The organism is Paenibacillus sp. VTT E-133291, assembly GCF_002264395.1.
GTDB lineage: Bacteria > Bacillota > Bacilli > Paenibacillales > Paenibacillaceae > Paenibacillus_AQ > Paenibacillus_AQ nitricinens.
In genome coordinates, this window is the sequence record NZ_NFVA01000114.1 from 1 (window position 1) to 17,024 (window position 17,024).

The following is a 17,024-nucleotide window of genomic DNA, read 5'->3' on the forward strand; positions in this document are numbered from 1 at the left end:
TCTACTGTCTACTATGATGGGAGCATATCAGGCTACACCCTCTACGGTGGTTTTTCTGTTATAAGGCTATAGCAGCGGAGACATTAGTCTGGCCGCAGATTCCAGCATACGTACCACCATGCGTTTATTCATAAAGGTCTCCTGCACAATCTGAGTGGTAGATAATAAATCCCGTTCAAAATCAGCAACGATTCGGGTAACACTCTCTGTTTGAAGCAATAGTGCGTTAACTTCAAAGTTAAGATGGAAGCTCCGCATGTCCATGTTTGCTGTACCAATAGTCGCTATTTCACCATCCACGATTAACAGCTTAGAGTGTATAAAGCCCTTCTCGTATTCATAAATCTTCACCCCAGCCTCCAGCAATGCCGGGAAATAAGAATGCGAAGCCAGAAACGGAATCCATTTATCCGGCTTAGCAGGGAATAATAATCGAACATCTAGACCAGATATAGCCGCTACACGTATCGCAGTCAGGATATCCTCGTCCGGAATGAAATAAGGGCTGGCAATCCAAACTGATTTCTCAGCTGAGGTGATCATGGAGAAAAATATATTTTTGAGTGCACGGCGTTCATTGTCCGGCCCACTCGCAATGATCTGTACAGCTCCGTCCCCTGTCATAAAGTGTAGCTGTGGTGTGAGATAATCCTGCTCCAATATTTTTTCACCTGTAGTATGCATCCAATCTTGCAAGAAGATGATTTGCATCGTCCGTACCGCTTCACCTCTAACTAACATATGGGTGTCACGCCAGAATCCATAAGTTTTACTACGGCTTAGATATTCATCCCCCACATTGAGTCCACCCATGAACCCGACATCACCGTCGATGACGACGATTTTTCGGTGATTCCGGTAATTGACCCGGCTAGAGAAAAAGGAGGTGGAATTACCGTACGAAGCCACCTGTACTCCAGCGTCAACTAACTCCTTCAAAAAGGCTCTGGAGAGTTGAAAGCTACCTACAGCATCATACATAAATCGGACAGACACTCCCGCACGCGCCTTCGCGATCAGAATCTGTTGAATACGCGTTCCAATGTGATCTGCACGGAAGATGTAATACTCCATATGTATATGGTGCTTCGCTTGTCTCAGCTCTAGCAGTAATGTCCCAAACGTCTCCTCACCATTGGTTAGGATACGCGTCTCTGAAGCAAAGGAAATAGGAGTACGTGCTAGAGTCTTGGATAATAATAGTAGTTTTTGACGCGAGGGGTCAAAGACCGACCAATCTTGATGCGTACGCAAAGCGTCATTCTCAATTCGCTCATAAGCCATAAGATCTCTTTGTGCTTTTTTATCATATTTACGACGTTTAAACACATTCTGACCAAATAGAAAATAGAAGACCAGTCCGAGCACCGGGATCAACGCAAGCAAAAGAATCCAAGACATCGTAGTGGAAGGATTACGGTTCTCCATAAAAATAGCCAAGCTAATCGAAATGACCGTCAGTGTGGAGAAAATACTAATAATCGTTCCTGCAGTACTCCCAAAAATACCAAAACCAAAATAATAAAATGCTATAAATGCCCCAATGATAATTATAGATTGAAGTCCTCTTCTCATATTGTACCTACCTTCTTATTCATACAAACAACACTGAAATGACACATTTATATATTACATGAAGAACCTATTTCTTCCTAGCTAATTACTATGTAAAAATCTATTTACAACAAAACTGTAACCCTTCTGTGGTGAAATTTGTAATGACAGGATGGATCGAATATAATTATTTTGACCGATTAGTCAATTATAGAACTGAGTAGTCAGAAAGGAGGTTATTCCCCAATGAGTGATAAAACGATGGACAAGCAGGAACAGATTATTAAGATCGCCATGCAATTATTCGCTGTGAAAGGCTCGTCCTCCACGTCTATGCAAGAGATCGCCGAATTATGCGGAATTTCGAAGGGAAGCTTGTATCTAGTATTCAAATCAAAAGAGGAGCTGGAACGCAGCATTTTTCTCTATTGTTACCGAATGATTCGTGATCCCTTATTACGTGAAGAACAAGAAACCCAAAGAACACCGCGTGAGAAGCTTAGGAATCAAATAGAAATTCTACTGAGTCATGTGTACGAATTACGTGAGTTCTTGCAGCGTCAGATCCAGGAGGTTGCCGGAAAAGGGTTTGATACTGAAGTACCGGAATGGCTGCGCAGAAACAATGCTTCCTTCTTGCGCTGGTTTCAGGTGAAGATGGAGAGCCTTTATGGAAAAGAGATCGTTCCCTATACCGGAGATTTATGTATTGTAGGTCATGGTCTAATCAAATCCTATATTGCGGTTATTTTTCGTCAGGACACCCATTTGTCCCTTGCTGTTATGGCTGATCATCTAATGAATCTATTGGATATTATTGTAGCTGGTCTTCTTACAAGTAAGCAGGCTCCACTCATCAACTCGACTATTTTAGCAAGCTGGATGGAAGAGAATGAGGAGAGTAAGCGAAAAAACCCACTACAGATCATTAAGGACATGAAGACTCTGGTCAGTAAATTAGATAGTATTGTTCCCGAAGAGTCAGCCGATTTACTGGAATCACTCAACATTCTAGAAGGCGAGGTTCTCTTACCACACCCACGCAAAGCAATCATACAGGGGATGTTGTCCAACCTCCAATCCTGCTCAGAGCTCACTACACCATTGGAAGAATTGAGGAAGCTGGTTACCTCTTTTTCAAATCATTCATGCGTATTTCGTTAATTGCTCTATAAAGAGTTCGTGAGAGAGAAGAAAATGGATAGTGAGTATTATAAATTTTCAAAATGGCGCCCTATTTCGTAAAGATAAGGCCCGAGAGGAGCAGAAACAAAACTTATGAAAAGCTTAATTAATTTCTCGCTCAGAAATAAATTTGCCATTTGGCTTCTGACGATAATTATTGTATTTGCCGGTTTGTACAGCGGACTGACAATGAAGCAAGAAACCCTACCTAATATTAGTATACCCTATCTTAGCGTAACAACCATCTATCCGGGGGCTGCACCAGAAGGCGTTGTTAATGATGTCAGCAAACCATTAGAGCAAAAACTGCGCAATGTGGATGGCGTAAAGACAATCACCTCCACTTCTCTGGAGAATGCCTCCAGTATTCAAATTGAGTTTGATTATGGAACGAATCTGGATAATGCTACAGCAGCAGTTCGCGAAGCGCTAAATGAGGTCTCATTGCCGGACAATGTGCAAAAGCCTTCCATTTCCCGGTTTAGCCTTAGCTCAATGCCTGTAGTCTCCCTTAGTTTATCGAATGGGGATTCAGAAGATCTCGAAGAACTAACCCGTATTGCCGAGAACGAAATTCGCCCCGCCCTTGAAGATGTTGAGGGTGTTGCTTCTATTCAAATCTCTGGACAATACGTCAAAGAAGTTTCGCTTAAGTTTAATCAAGAGAAGCTTAAGGAATACGGACTGACAGAAGATACGGTTAAAGGGATTATTCAAGGCTCTTCCCTCCGCGTTCCACTAGGACTGTTCGAGATGGATAAAGCTCAAAAGGCAGTTGTCGTGGATGGCAACATCACCACCGTTGAGGATCTTAAAAATGTGACTATTCCAGTAATGCCGACTGGTGCTGCGAGTGCTGCTGGTGCTGGAGCTCCTGGAGCTGGCGCTGCCGGTGCAGGCGCTGCTGGCGGAGCTGCAAATATGGGCTTGCCGACCGTGAAGCTGGGAGAGCTTGCTACAATTGAGGTTGTTGGGAATTCTGAATCGATCTCCCGTACGAATGGTAAAGAATCGATCGGTATCCAGATTGTCAAAGCCAACGATGCCAACACTGTTGATGTCGTAAATGGTGTTAAGGACAAAACTGAAGAATTAAAAGCACAATATAAAGGCATTGACCTTACAGTTCTGCTTGACCAAGGTAAGCCGATTGAGGACTCCGTAAATACAATGTTGTCCAAAGCGGTATTTGGCGCCCTTTTCGCAGTCATTATCATTTTGGTCTTCCTGCGGAATATTCGTTCGACGATCATTTCTATCATCTCTATTCCTTTATCATTGCTGATCGCAGTGTTATGTCTGCGTCAAATGGACATTACGCTTAATATGATGACCCTTGGTGCGATGACCGTTGCCATCGGACGGGTAGTCGATGACTCGATTGTAGTCATAGAGAACATATACCGGCGACTCTCCTTATCTGGGGAGAAGCTAAAAGGCCGGGAATTAATCAGTGCAGCCACACGTGAAATGTTCGTACCAATCATGTCCTCAACAATTGTAACCATCGCAGTGTTCTTACCGCTTGCTTTAGTAAGTGGCATGGTTGGAGAGCTGTTCTTGCCTTTCGCCTTAACCATGGTCTTCGCCCTGCTCGCTTCATTGGTAGTTGCGATTACCCTAGTTCCTGCAATGGCGCACTCCCTGTTCCGGAACGGATTGAAAGGTAAGAAGACGCATAGTGAGAAACCAGACAGAATGTCTGCCGGTTACCAAAAGATTCTGAACTGGTGTCTTTCCCATAAACTCGTTACGTTCGGAGTAGCCGTTCTGCTCCTTGCGGGTAGCTTGTTCCTGATCAAGCCTATCGGCGTTAGCTTTATGCCTTCCCAAGAGGATAAAACGGTTATGCTAACCTACTCACCGAAGGCTGGGCAAAGAACTGAAGAAGTCCAAGAGCAAGGTCTGAAAGCAGAGAAATATATTTTAGCGCAACAGCATGTAGATAAAATGCAATATTCCATCGGCGGCGGCGGCCCTATGGGTATGGGCGGATCGAGCAATTCGGGACTTTTCTTCATCGTTTATGATAGCAAAACTCCTGATTTCGAATCCGTGAAAGAGAAGTTGATCGAGGGCTTAACCGCAGAAGTCCCAGATGGTGTGTGGGGCGATATGTCTGCGATGATGAGCGGAGGTATGGGTGGAAGCTCACTAACCGTGAATGTATTCGGAGATGATTTAGATCAAATCGAGCCAGTCGCAGATGAGATCGCCAAAATCGTGCAGGCTGATACCACTAATTTCAAAGATGGAGAAACAAGTCTCAAAGAAGCTTACGATCAATATACGATTGTAGCGGACCAAGAAAAGCTTAGCTCCCTTGGACTTACAGCGGGACAAATTGCGATGAAGCTTGCTCCTGCAGGTACACGTCCAGTACTCACAGAAGTAGAAATGGACGGCAAGAACTACAAAGTCTATATCGAAACTGATAAAGAAACGTATAAGAGCATTAAAGAAATGGAAGAAGCTACATTGACTTCCCCACTAGGCATCTCCGTGCCAATCGGGCAAGTCGCTAAAATTGAAAATGGGTCTTCCCCAGACTCGATTACTCGGATGGACGGTAAAATGAAGGTGGATGTCACTGCCGAGATTATTTCAAGTGACGTCAACAGTGCTTCTAACCTCGTGAAGGAAAAAGTAGATGCTATGGACTTACCTGACGGCGTAACAGTAAGCTTCGGTGGTGTAACCGAGCAGATCAATGACACATTTGGTCAATTAGGTATCGCTATGGCGGCTGCTATTGCCATCGTTTACTTCGTGCTTGTGGTTACATTTGGCGGTGGATTAGCTCCATTTGCTATCCTGTTCTCACTTCCTTTCACCATTATCGGGGTACTAGTGGCTCTTCTAATCGCTGGAGAAACCTTAAACGTCTCCTCCCTCATGGGTGCGCTGATGTTGATTGGTATCGTAGTCACGAATGCCATTGTCCTCATCGACCGCGTTATTCATAAGGAAAAAGAAGGAATGACCACACGTCAAGCCTTGCTTGAAGCAGGCGGCACACGTTTACGTCCAATCCTGATGACTGCACTTGCAACGATTGGCGCATTGCTGCCACTGGTTACAGGACTTGAAAACAGTGCAGGGATCATCTCCAAAGGACTAGGCGTTACTGTTATCGGCGGTTTGATCAGCTCCACGCTACTGACACTTGTAGTAGTACCAGTCGTGTATGAGTTCCTGATGAAATTCCGCAGTAAAAAGGTAATTGACTAGAACACTTGATGCATATCAAGTAAACATGCTAAATGAAGAAGCTGTCTCCAAAGTAGTGAATACTACTTAGGGGACAGCTTCTTTTTTACTTGGACCTTCATTTAAATCGCTATTTACACTTCCACAGCAAGGAAAACCCGACCTAATTTATAGGCCGGGCTCTGTATTATAGTGTTCTTATAGCATTGCTGTTGCACTGCTCTCTAGTGAAGCTCTCCAGGAACGCAGCATTTGCAGATCAAGGGGCAGAAATTCTGCGAGCATATGGGAAAGCCCCAGATACAACGGACTATCTGTTGCTGCATTCAATTTGTCGCAGAACTGTGGGGTCCATTGCAGTAAATGTTCTTCCAAAAAGGCTTCCTGAATATCAAGCAGCTCCATAGCACTTCTAATGGAAAAGCTATTATACAACATACGCTCATGCATTACTGCCATAAATTCCAGCTCAATAGCAATATGATCATCAGCTTCACCATTACATTTGTTAAAAACAATTCCTGCGGAAGTATACACATCAGCAAGCACGTTGCAGAAATCTTCAGAACGACCCAGAATAGCAGCTTCACGTAATTTAAAAGAGCTTACTGTCTGTTCGTGCATAAGCCGTTTATACTCCAGGCACTCTTTCTCGCATATCTTCAGGAGCTGGTTCGGTTCCTGACTCAGATAACGCTTCAGTTCCCGCCCGCCTTCCGTCATTTCTGCAGCAACACTCATCTTGCGATTGCGGCTCCACTGAGCCACAAGGGAGAGTGATGGTTTTCTACCCAAAAAATCCACTAAAAGCTGATATATTAATCCCCGACTTTCCAACCAATGGCTAAATGCCTCCGGCACGGCGAGCGATGGAACAGTTTGCATAGTCATTTTGCAAATCCTCCTCATTGGGTTTCCCGGTCACACACCGTCACATTACGATGTGAAGTTCCCGGTATCCTTTCTGTTTTCGCAAAAGTGAAAGAATAAAGTAATCCGCACCTAGATTATATCGGATATTTAAAACGCTTTCCGTGAGCATTCTATGACTAATCACATCATTTGTCGTACTTTTGTCACATTTTCGCAAGACTATTTCGGCTTCATCATTCTATTTAGTTTGTCCATAATTATGCAATAAAATCATAACCTTCCTTATTTAATTAGGGGGTGCTTAACACGTCCACTACTTTGCTCATTGACGTACCCTCAAGTGATCTTTAAAATTCTAAACAAGTATAACAGCCCTCATCACCTCTTAAGGAGAAAAGCATTCACTATACCGACAATTGAAGGGAGCAACGCTATGGAGCCGCTGACGGACCCTTTTGGGCGTTTACACGATTACATCCGCATTTCGGTTACCGACCGCTGCAACCTGCGTTGCATTTATTGTATGCCAGCGGAAGGGATGGAATTCCAGCCACAGGACGAGATTCTGAGTTATGAGGAAATCACCGCAGTGGTGGATTCGCTAGCCCCTCTCGGGTTACGTAAAGTAAGGTTAACCGGTGGAGAACCTCTTGTACGCAAAGATCTCGAAAAGCTAGTGGCTATGATATCTGCCATTCCGGGGATCGACGATATTTCACTGACTACAAATGGATTAATGCTACCAGCTAAAGCAAAGTCGTTAAAACAAGCCGGACTAACACGTGTGAATATCAGCCTAGACTCATTACGGCAAGATCGCTTCGTTATGATTACACGCGGCGGTGAGGTCTCCAAGGTACTAAAGGGGATTGAGGCAGCACAAGCTGCTGGGCTGGCGCCGATCAAGCTTAACGTTGTACTAATGAAAGGGATTAATGATGACGAGATCAAGGATTTCATCTCCCTTACGCTGAACAGTCCACTAAATGTACGCTTTATTGAATATATGCCTATCGGAAGTGCTACTGATTCTTGGCGCCAATCCTATTTGCCGCTGGAGACCGTTATTGATGCCTGTACTGAAGCTGGATGGGAAACCGTGGAGGCAGAGATGCCCTCTGGCAATGGTCCCTCCCAGAATCGGCGGGTTATTGGAGCGCAAGGAACGTTCGGATTAATTCATCCCGTAAGCGATCACTTTTGCGATAACTGCAATCGTCTAAGACTAACTGCAGATGGCCATATCAAAGCTTGTCTGTATTGGGAAGACGAGTACAATGTCCGTCCCCTAATAAGCGATCCTGCAGCAGTGCAGGCCTTATTCCGCAAAGCTCTGGGTAACAAGCCGCATAACCACGAAATGGCATTAGCCTTGGAGAAAAAAGCACAAAGCCACACGCCGACGACTCGGCGTATGTCTCAAATCGGAGGTTAGTCTGTCTTATTAAAAACGCCGCTTTCCCCAAAACAATTGGGAAAAGCGGCGTTTCAATTAGAGATTAAAGGATGGCCTCGCCATCCATATTTTATAGATACAGGGCCTCGAGCAGCTTGTAAATGGTCGCTGCTGCTTCCGCTCTTGTAGCATGGTTCTCAGGTCGGAACGTATGATCCTCGAATCCACCCAAAATACCAGCTTCAACACCCGCTTTTACAGATGCCTGTGCCCATTGTGGAATGGAGGTAAGATCCGCGAAGTTCCCCTCTTTATCCGTTTGCTTATGGGCATTAGCGTTCAAAGCATTGGCGAGCATAACTGACATTTCAGCACGGGTAATTTTCTCCAAAGGCTCGAAGAACATTTTGCCATTTACCTCATATCCACGAAGGATTCCGGCATTTACCGCCGCTGCTACATCATTTGCAGCCCAAGATGGAATCGCACTTTGATCCGCGAATTTCATCGTGCTGCCCATAGATTGCAAACCTAGCGCCCGTACAATCATAGACGCAAACTGTGTGCGGGTAACCTCCTCATTCGGACGGAAGGTATGATCCTCATACCCTTTCATAACACCCATTCCGATTAGACGGTCTGTAAATGTAGAAGACCAATGATTATTCAAATCAGTAATCGATGGAGCCTGATAATTAAATACAGCATATTTAGCGAACTGATTCACATTTGCAGTTATAATCCCAGCCGTTTGGCTTTGACCACCCACGTAAATCCATTTTTTAAGCTGTTCGTTATAATAGTAGATTGCCGCTTTATGACCTGATGTAATCTGAGCAGCATCGTAATTCAGAGACAATTCTACAGGTTTATTGAGCATGCCCGTCTTGCCGCTAGTAAGCTCAACGGCTACACTCACAGCCTGAAGATCGCCTTTAGCTGGTGTCTCACCAGTAGCAACAACCGAAAAGGAAATTTCGCTGTTACCAGACAACGCTCCAGCCGGAATCGTAAAGCTGCCCACGTCTTTAAGTGTGCCCGTTCCTCCCTGCTGTGCTTTTACCTCCAATTCCACACGCGGAGTTGTAGCGGGCTGCCCTGTAGGAGATGGCGTCGCGGTAGGAGCTGGAGTTGGAACTGGTCCGCTGCCCCCTCCGTTATTATTTCCCCCTCCACTGCCAGTGCCCGCGGTTACAACTACTGTGCGTACAACCTCAGTAGCCGCATTACCAGCCAAATCTGTGGCATTGTATTTCAGTTTATAGGTTCCTGGAGTCTGCACATCCACTGTTCCTGTCACCAGGATAGCCCCCGCAATCCCAACCTTGTCCGCAACCTCTGCGCCCGGGTCCTTGAAGCCATTCCCTTGGGTCAGATTCAGATGACTATCCCCCTTCAGGGTAATCACAGGTGCTGTACGATCGATATTCACAGCAATGGGCAGTGTTGTAGTATTTTCTAAAGAATCCGTTGCTTTAAATTGCAGTTGATGTTGGCCTTCTTCCGAAATCTCAACCACTTTCCCACTTTCATAGGGTAGGAAATTGCCGTTTACATCGTTCGCCAATTGAATGGATACATCCGCACCAGGAATATATACGCTAGCATACACGCTTACAGAAACACTGTGATTCGTCCAGTCACCACTTAAATAAGATTGTCCGTTCTCAGTCTTTAATGTGCTATGAAGGGCCAATGGGGTGATACGATCATCTCCGCTCAGCGTTACTTCAAAAGCCTTCGTTTCCGTAGCTAATCCCCGCTGGATTGTAGCTGTTAAGGTCAGCTTCGTATCCTTCTTAGGTTGGAAGGTGATTTTACCTGCATTCGTCATCAGGACCGGATTGGAGCTTTTCCACACAATACTTGTCCCGTGTTTGCCTTCTGTAGGCAACGTTAGATCAGAAGTTACTGCGCTTGTATCTCCTAGATCTAATTCAGTCATAGTATCATTAACTGCCTGCTGATCGCTGTACGACTCCACATCCACAAAAATCGGATTGGAATAAAACCACATATCACTATAATTACGGGCATTGATTTCTTCGAAACGAGTCAGGTTATCCACAGTATTATTTTTTGGATCAATCTGCGGTTCGCCGTTAACCGTTTCTCCTGCAACATCAGTTCCCAGGTTAGTTCCTCTTAACCGGAAGTAACGATCCTTGTCCACTGCCTCTACCTTATACTTAATAACATTGTAGCCTTCGGAATCGGTAGTCCAGTCCTCGCTTGTGAAACGTTTCAACACTTGTGTTGAATCGTTAGTCGCTTTGGTGTAATCAGGTGTGCCTGGATCAACCTTGCCATGGACTTCACCGGAGATTAAATCTACATGATCTACCTTAACAGCGTCGCCATTATTATTTTGCTGTGGACTTTTGAAACGGATCGTAAGCTCTAGGTCGTCCCCTTGTTTTACGTCCAGTTCGCCGCCCATTTCTTCCTCTTGTCCATCTCCAGACACGTTAAACTCTAATGCGTTGATGAGATCCCCAAAAACAGAGAAGGATTTCCCTGACCGCATGCCATCTACGACAGCGTTAATATCGGAGCCATCCACCCAGGTATAGTTCTTGGAATATTCACCAGGCCAGTAACCGCTAGAAAATTGATCATTTTTTGTTTTGAAATGAAAGTCTGAGTTAGCAAAATTCCAAAATCTGCGTCCCTCACCCAGCAGTGCGTCCCACATTCCTCCAAGCTGTGCAACTTTGACGTCTGTACCTCCGTAAGTCTCAGGCGTCTCTCCCCGATCACTCGCCATCTGATTGCCCAGCATACCTTCAAAGCCGAAGACAAGATTCGGATCGATATTGTTAAAATCACGGATATCCTCTATTTTAAGCTCCGAGCTTGTACCATTTTTTCTGGAGGGGTGATTGATCAGTACATAGCTATCTGGATAATGACTACTTAGCCATTTCATAGCTGTGCGAGTATCTTCTTTTGTAGAAAAAGATCTCTTATCTGCCGCACTCCACTTAGCCACATCTGCCGGATCAAACATACTTACATCCCGATTAGTAAATAAATATTCAAATTGATTAATAGCCTTCAAAGCTTCTGCAGACCCTGGATGATCTGTAACAATCCCAACCGCAGCATGATCATATTGGGGTATATCCCACTCAAAGCCGGAAAAAATGATTTTACCAGCGTATTTGCCTTCTGCCTGTAACTTCTTAATTTTCTCATTCTGATAATCTATAATGCCTTGAGACATCGGAATGGAGCCGCCGGGGAGATTCACCCCTTCATCATCCCGGTCAGATACCCGAAGGTGGTCAGCCAGTGCCATCCAGTCAAAACCATTTTGTTCAAATGCAGCATCGAGGACACTCTTCAGTGACTCCTGAGCATCATTCGATTCAAAAGTATGTGCGTGATATTCACCTGTCATCCACTTGCCTGAATGTTCAGAAGCTGTTGTCGTGAACTCAGGCGTTGATTGAGCAGAAGCACTGTATGCTGCCTGCGTTAGGTTAGGGCTCAACAATAATACGGCAAGCGAACTAGTTAAAAATACGCGAACTTTTCTCTTTTTCAAAATGATTTAACCCTCCGATGACTTTTTAATTTTCTATTATTCTATATTTAGAATAGTAGAAGATTGTAAAGACATGTCGGAAGTTGTTACATGTTTGTGTAAACCTTATTTTATTCGAACTGGCAGGCTTACCGTGAACGCCGTTCCTTCCCCAGGACGACTAGCTACAGTTACCCTTCCTTCATGCAGCTCAACGATTTTTTTAACCAATGATAGACCCAGTCCGCTGCCGCCACCGCTTGCAGTTCTAGCTTTGTCCGCCTTATAAAAACGCTCGAAGATCCGAGGCAAATCTTCCTCCGAGATACCAATCCCGCTATCTTGAATCTCTACCTCTACCCGTTCATCCACCATACGAAGCCTAATATGAATACAACCGCTCTGTGGAGTAAATTTGATGCTGTTATGCAGGAGATTGGTCCAAACCTGCCTCATCAAATCTTTAACCGCATTGATGTTTACTTCTTCCAATTCGGCCTCTACCTCTATATTTTTCTCCAGCCATTGGGGCTCGGAAGCCAGAATGGTATCACGAAGCTGCTTATCCAGACGGTAAACCTGATTTTCAAACGGGAAATTGCCCGATTCAAGCGCGGACAGCTTCAATAAATTATCACTGAGCCCAGATACACGGGTACTCTCAGCCACAATAATATTAAGATAATGCCTTCTACTCTCCACACTTACAGTCTCATCCTGAAGTGCAAGAGCAAACCCCCGAATCGAGGTTAGCGGAGACTGGATTTCATGCGATACATTGGAGATAAAATCCTGACGCATAGTCTCCATCTGGCTCAGCTCGCTGGCCATTACGTTGATACTCTCTACAATTTCACCGAATTCCCTGTAGTCCTTTTTATTATCCAGTACCACATCGAAATCACCCTTAGCAATACGCCCTAAACCTTCGATGATCGAGTTATAGAAAACACGTTCCCAGCCCCGAAAAAACTTTGAGGTTAATAATGCCATCAGGAACAAGATTACAATACCGACCATCACACTGATTAATTGAACAACATACTCCGAGGAGGGACGCCCAACCCTGCTATATATCCAGTTCATCAGGAAATAAGCTGCACTCCAGCTAATCCCAACGCCACCAAAATACACAAAAGTCATCCCAATCCGCTTAAGAATCTCCTTAAACTGATTCATACTCAGCCTCCAGCCGATACCCTAGTCCGCGGATCGTACGAATAACGAAACCATAGTTATCCTGATTGAACCGTTCACGCAAACGGTTGATATGCACATCGAGCGTCCGCTCATTCCCTTCAAAATCATAACCCCAAATTTCTTCGATCAGCCTGTCTCTTGTCAATGTTTGCCCCGGATAGCTGCCCAGCTTAAACAACAGCTCAAATTCCTTAAGCGGCAAGGTGATTTCCCCATACTCTGAGGAGACCTCGTAGGTTTTACGATTCATACGCAATCGGCCTACGGTCACACTTTGCGCGGCCGAAATCTGATATCGTTTAAGCAGCGCCTTTACTCTCGCAATAAGTACAACCGGCTCAAATGGCTTGACCAGATAATCATCACTACCCAGCTCAAAGCCTTTTACAATTTGTGAGGTTTCCCCTTTGGCTGTCAGCATTAAAATCGGGAAATCATAGTTGTGGCGCATCCGCCGGCATAGCTCCCAGCCGTCCATGTTGGGCATCATTACATCAATAATAGCTAAATCTATGTTATTACCTTCCAGAATCTGAAGAGCCTCCAGTCCATCGGATGCTCCATAGATCTCATCCATTCCTTCAGCTCTCAGAAATACTTCTACCAATTCGCGGATGTGCGGATCGTCGTCCACTACTAGTATTTTTGTCATACAGCACTGGAGCCTCCTCTTTAATGTCCTGAATCTCGGGGTTATTCATCTGTAGCTGCTGGGTGGCAAATTCACGATATAATTCATGGTTTTCCAGTAGCTCCTCATGACTTCCCATTCCGGTAATTTGACCCTTTTCCATAAAAATAATCTGCTCTGCATTTACAACTGTAGCCAAACGGTGCGCTATTACAATCGTAGTCCGACCCTCCATCAAATTGGACAGTGCCTTCTGCACCACGGCTTCCGATTGGCTATCCAGACTGGAAGTGGCTTCATCAAGCATAAGAATCTTCGGGTTCCGCAGCAGTGCTCTAGCAATAGCAATCCGTTGCCGCTGTCCACCAGACAGCTTCACGCCTCTTTCGCCGACATCCGTATTATAGCCTTCAGGAAGTGCATCAATAAAGCCATCTGCATAAGCCATTGCTGCTGCTGCGTGCATCTCCTCCCTGCTAACGTCACGATCCAATCCGTAGGTTAAATTCTCAGCAATCGTACCTGAAAGCAGTGGACTTTCCTGCGAGACATACCCTATAAGCTTCCGCCACGAACGCAGTGAGAATGTAGATACTGGCTTGTCACCCAGCTTAATCAGGCCTGACTGAGGCTCGTAAAAACGTTCTAGCAAGGAGAACAACGTGGTCTTACCGCCTCCACTCGGTCCGACAATAGCCGTCACCTGACCAGGAAGCATCTGGAAACTTACATCATTCAATACCTTCTCACCATTTTTATATCCAAAGCTTAATCCCTCTACTGAGATCGGACCTTCTTCGCCATTTGCCTCTTCCTGTCCTTCATATACTTCCTCTTCTGCTGCCAAGGTCTCAATAATACGCTCAGAGGCACCCTTAGCTTTCTGAATCTGTGTGAAGAACGTAGTCAGTTGAGTAAGTGGCATAATAATCTGAATAAGATAAAGAATAAAGGCGACTAGTTCTCCAGCCGTCAAGACGCCGGAAGATACCTGCATCCCACCATAACCGATAATGACCACAAGCAGCATCATAAAAACAAAGGAGACAAGTGGACTGATCATCGCGCTAATCTTGCCTTCACGAATACCAAAAGAAAGCAGGTTCATAATTCCAGCCTTGCCTGCCTCGTACTCTTTTTTCTCTGCGCCTGAGGATTTGACCAGACGGATCTCAGATAAAACACCACTAAGTGTAGCAGTAAAAGAAGCTGTCTCGTCCTGCATACCCTTCGAGATTTTGTACATCTGCCGCCCAAGTGGTACTAGTATCAGCGCAGAAAGTGGAAGAACAGTGAATAGAACAAGTGTCATTTTCCAATTTAAAAATAGTAGAACTGAGATCGAACCTACAATGGAAATCACTCCGGTAAATAAGCTGGCTAGATGTTCAGAAATTAGCGTTTTGATAATCCCTGTATCATTCGTCATGCGGCTGACACTTTCTCCCGTTCGGTTGTCATTATAATAAGCCACAGGCAGAACTAGAAATTTACGCCACAGTCGGTCCCGCAGACCTGCAACCATCTTCTGACCTGCATAATTGAGCAGATAGATAGAGATCCCTCCCGCAATGGTCTGCGCAATAAATGCAGCTGCTATACCCGCAATTTGCAGCTTGCTCACGGAGGCCAGAGAAAAGCCATCCACCAAGTTCTTAGTGAACATCGGGATGACCAGACTGACCAATGTCGATATCATGCTTAACGCAATGGCTATAGCCAATAAGCCGTATGAAGGCTTGGTTTCTCTTAATAACGTCAAGAATGGCTTCAGCGCCATCTTTCGCTTGGATTCGGATTTCTTCATGACAATGACTCCCCTTTTCTTAATAGCTCTACGAAAAAAGCATAGTAATATCTTTCTCGCCTTACACCCATCCTATCTGCAGATTGTAAACTGAAGTTAAACGCCCCGATCAGACAATAATGCCTTGTCAGTTCTCATTCTGCGGGAATAGTCACAGGCCAAAATAACGCCCGTTACACTTAGCGTTTGTACCTTCTACGCACGCATTCACGCATTTTTTGTCGCTTAGCGTCTCAAACATAAATAAAACCCAAAATAATGAAAAAAAGTAAAAAAGGGTGTTTGTATCCCTTTTCAACACGTGTTACAGTGATAGAAGGGCCTACTATTGGCCACTCTACTCCATGCAAGATATTTAGTGAGAAAGGAGTGAACCATTTGCGAAAAGGCGTTATTCCATCTTCTATCACGTCTTTAAAATGGTTCAATTTTTTTGTATATGGAACCATGGTCCTCTTCACCAGCTTCTTTCAACTATACCTGCTGGATGTAGGGATGAACAAATTAGAGATTGGTGTCTTATTCTCTATGGGAGCGCTAGTATCCATATTTGCAAATCCATTTTGGGCGTTCTTAACAGACCGTTCTCAGAATATACGGCGTATCGTTTTGCTAATGTTATTCGGAACGTTAGTGTGCTCACAGTTTATGTTTCGAGCAAATACATATGAAACGATCTACAACGCCATTATTTTGTTCTATTTCTTCCAAGGACCACTATTTGCTCAAAGCAACACGATGATTCTCAGCTATATTGATGGAACTAATCAGCGCTTCCGTTCTTTCCGGCTTTGGGGTTCAATAGGGTGGGCACTGATTGCGATTGTCGCCGGCTTTATCCTGGATTGGGCTGATGTTTCCATCTTGACCTATCTGCTTACAGCGTTACTAGGTGCATCAATCCTATCCGTTCTTGTATTACCTAAAATAAACCATACCATTATGAGAGCTCCGATGCCGTATAAGGGCTTAGGTAAGTTGATTTTCAATCCTTTTTTCTTGTGTTTTTTAGTGTTTGGTATTCTGGTATCCATACCAAACACTATGAACACTACATTTATATCCTTGTATATTACGGATCTGGGTGGTTCTAAAAAAATGATTGGTCTTGCCGTATTCCTCTCCTCCATTTTGGAGGTAGGCGTATTCGTTCTCTGTGACCGGTTCCTGAAACGTAAAATTTCTGTTCTGCTCGGCTGGCTTGCATTGGTCAGTGGTTTGTTCGTTCTGCGTTGGTGGTTTATGGCTGATGCGACTACTGCCCTTCAAGTGGTGTTCATTCAAATTTTACACTGCATAACGTTCGGCGGCTTTTTCTATGTAGGCACCCAATTGACGATGCTCCTGATTCCACGTCCTTATCGCTCTTCCGGACAAGCACTCTACACCCTAAGCTGGAGTGGGATATCCGGTTTCATTGGAGGTATTCTCGGAGGTTGGATGTATCAGTATCTGGGTGCACAAAGCATGTATCAGACAGGTGTATTCTTGACGCTTATTGGAACGCTTGGCTTTGGTTTCATGTGGCTCTTTGTTAGCCGCGGCGGGTATCGTCCCCCTTCAGAGGAAGATGAAGAGATCTTCGACATTGAAGCATTATAATCAAGTATAAACGCCTTCGGCGTCCTTATAAGGACGG

Annotated in this window: 10 protein-coding genes; 4 read left to right on the forward strand and 6 right to left on the reverse strand. The window is 44.7% G+C overall.

All coding sequences use genetic code 11. The features are described 5' to 3' along the window. Positions 1-66: 66 nt before the first annotated feature. The gene (gene cls / locus CA598_RS28180; RefSeq protein WP_094871105.1) at positions 67-1,575 is read right to left on the reverse strand and encodes a cardiolipin synthase; all 1,509 of its coding nucleotides are present in this window, start codon (positions 1,573-1,575) and stop codon (positions 67-69) included. Between the two features lie 225 nt (positions 1,576-1,800). Here cls and CA598_RS28185 point away from each other — a divergent pair, with 225 nt between their 5' ends. Continuing rightward, entirely contained in the window at positions 1,801-2,718 is a 918-nt protein-coding gene (locus CA598_RS28185) for a TetR/AcrR family transcriptional regulator (RefSeq protein ID WP_094878622.1), read from the forward strand. Positions 2,719-2,832: 114 nt separating this feature from the next. Beyond that, the gene (locus CA598_RS28190) at positions 2,833-5,970 is read left to right on the forward strand and encodes an efflux RND transporter permease subunit (protein WP_094878623.1); all 3,138 of its coding nucleotides are present in this window, start codon (positions 2,833-2,835) and stop codon (positions 5,968-5,970) included. Between the two features lie 177 nt (positions 5,971-6,147). On the opposite strand, the gene CA598_RS28195 is transcribed toward CA598_RS28190, so the two are convergent. Beyond that, complete coding sequence (locus CA598_RS28195) at positions 6,148-6,840, reverse strand: TorD/DmsD family molecular chaperone (RefSeq protein WP_094871099.1); 693 nt, start codon at positions 6,838-6,840, stop codon at positions 6,148-6,150. Between the two features lie 415 nt (positions 6,841-7,255). Here CA598_RS28195 and moaA point away from each other — a divergent pair, with 415 nt between their 5' ends. Beyond that, positions 7,256-8,257: a GTP 3',8-cyclase MoaA gene (gene moaA, locus CA598_RS28200; RefSeq protein ID WP_094878624.1), complete on the forward strand. Its 1,002-nt coding sequence runs from the start codon at positions 7,256-7,258 to the stop codon at positions 8,255-8,257. Positions 8,258-8,348: 91 nt separating this feature from the next. On the opposite strand, the gene CA598_RS28205 is transcribed toward moaA, so the two are convergent. From CA598_RS28205 to CA598_RS28220, 4 genes are all read right to left on the reverse strand, one after another. Further along, positions 8,349-11,768 (reverse strand): S-layer homology domain-containing protein, encoded by a 3,420-nt coding sequence (locus CA598_RS28205; RefSeq protein WP_256990687.1) that lies wholly within the window; start codon positions 11,766-11,768, stop codon positions 8,349-8,351. Between the two features lie 105 nt (positions 11,769-11,873). After that, positions 11,874-12,926: a HAMP domain-containing sensor histidine kinase gene (locus CA598_RS28210; protein WP_094874786.1), complete on the reverse strand. Its 1,053-nt coding sequence runs from the start codon at positions 12,924-12,926 to the stop codon at positions 11,874-11,876. Next, a complete protein-coding gene (locus tag CA598_RS28215; RefSeq protein WP_094874785.1) occupies positions 12,913-13,599 on the reverse strand; it encodes a response regulator transcription factor in 687 nt (228 codons plus the stop codon). Before CA598_RS28215 ends, CA598_RS28210 begins: the two co-directional genes overlap by 14 nt. Next, complete coding sequence (locus CA598_RS28220) at positions 13,529-15,385, reverse strand: ABC transporter ATP-binding protein (RefSeq protein ID WP_094874784.1); 1,857 nt, start codon at positions 15,383-15,385, stop codon at positions 13,529-13,531. Before CA598_RS28220 ends, CA598_RS28215 begins: the two co-directional genes overlap by 71 nt. A gap of 369 nt (positions 15,386-15,754) precedes the next feature. Here CA598_RS28220 and CA598_RS28225 point away from each other — a divergent pair, with 369 nt between their 5' ends. Further along, positions 15,755-16,987, forward strand: coding sequence for an MFS transporter (locus CA598_RS28225; RefSeq protein ID WP_373455852.1), 1,233 nt, complete (start codon positions 15,755-15,757; stop codon positions 16,985-16,987). Positions 16,988-17,024: the final 37 nt, after the last annotated feature.

Excerpts from the sequence above, each read along its gene's own strand:
- moaA (WP_094878624.1), top strand. The coding sequence starts at position 7,256 with ATGGAGCCGCTGACGGACCCTTTTGGGCGTTTACACGATTACATCCGC.
- CA598_RS28210 (WP_094874786.1), bottom strand. The coding sequence starts at position 12,926 with ATGAATCAGTTTAAGGAGATTCTTAAGCGGATTGGGATGACTTTTGTG.
- CA598_RS28215 (WP_094874785.1), bottom strand. The coding sequence starts at position 13,599 with ATGACAAAAATACTAGTAGTGGACGACGATCCGCACATCCGCGAATTG.
- CA598_RS28195 (WP_094871099.1), bottom strand. The coding sequence starts at position 6,840 with ATGACTATGCAAACTGTTCCATCGCTCGCCGTGCCGGAGGCATTTAGC.
- CA598_RS28190 (WP_094878623.1), top strand. The coding sequence starts at position 2,833 with ATGAAAAGCTTAATTAATTTCTCGCTCAGAAATAAATTTGCCATTTGG.
- cls (WP_094871105.1), bottom strand. The coding sequence starts at position 1,575 with ATGAGAAGAGGACTTCAATCTATAATTATCATTGGGGCATTTATAGCA.
- CA598_RS28220 (WP_094874784.1), bottom strand. The coding sequence starts at position 15,385 with ATGAAGAAATCCGAATCCAAGCGAAAGATGGCGCTGAAGCCATTCTTG.
- CA598_RS28185 (WP_094878622.1), top strand. The coding sequence starts at position 1,801 with ATGAGTGATAAAACGATGGACAAGCAGGAACAGATTATTAAGATCGCC.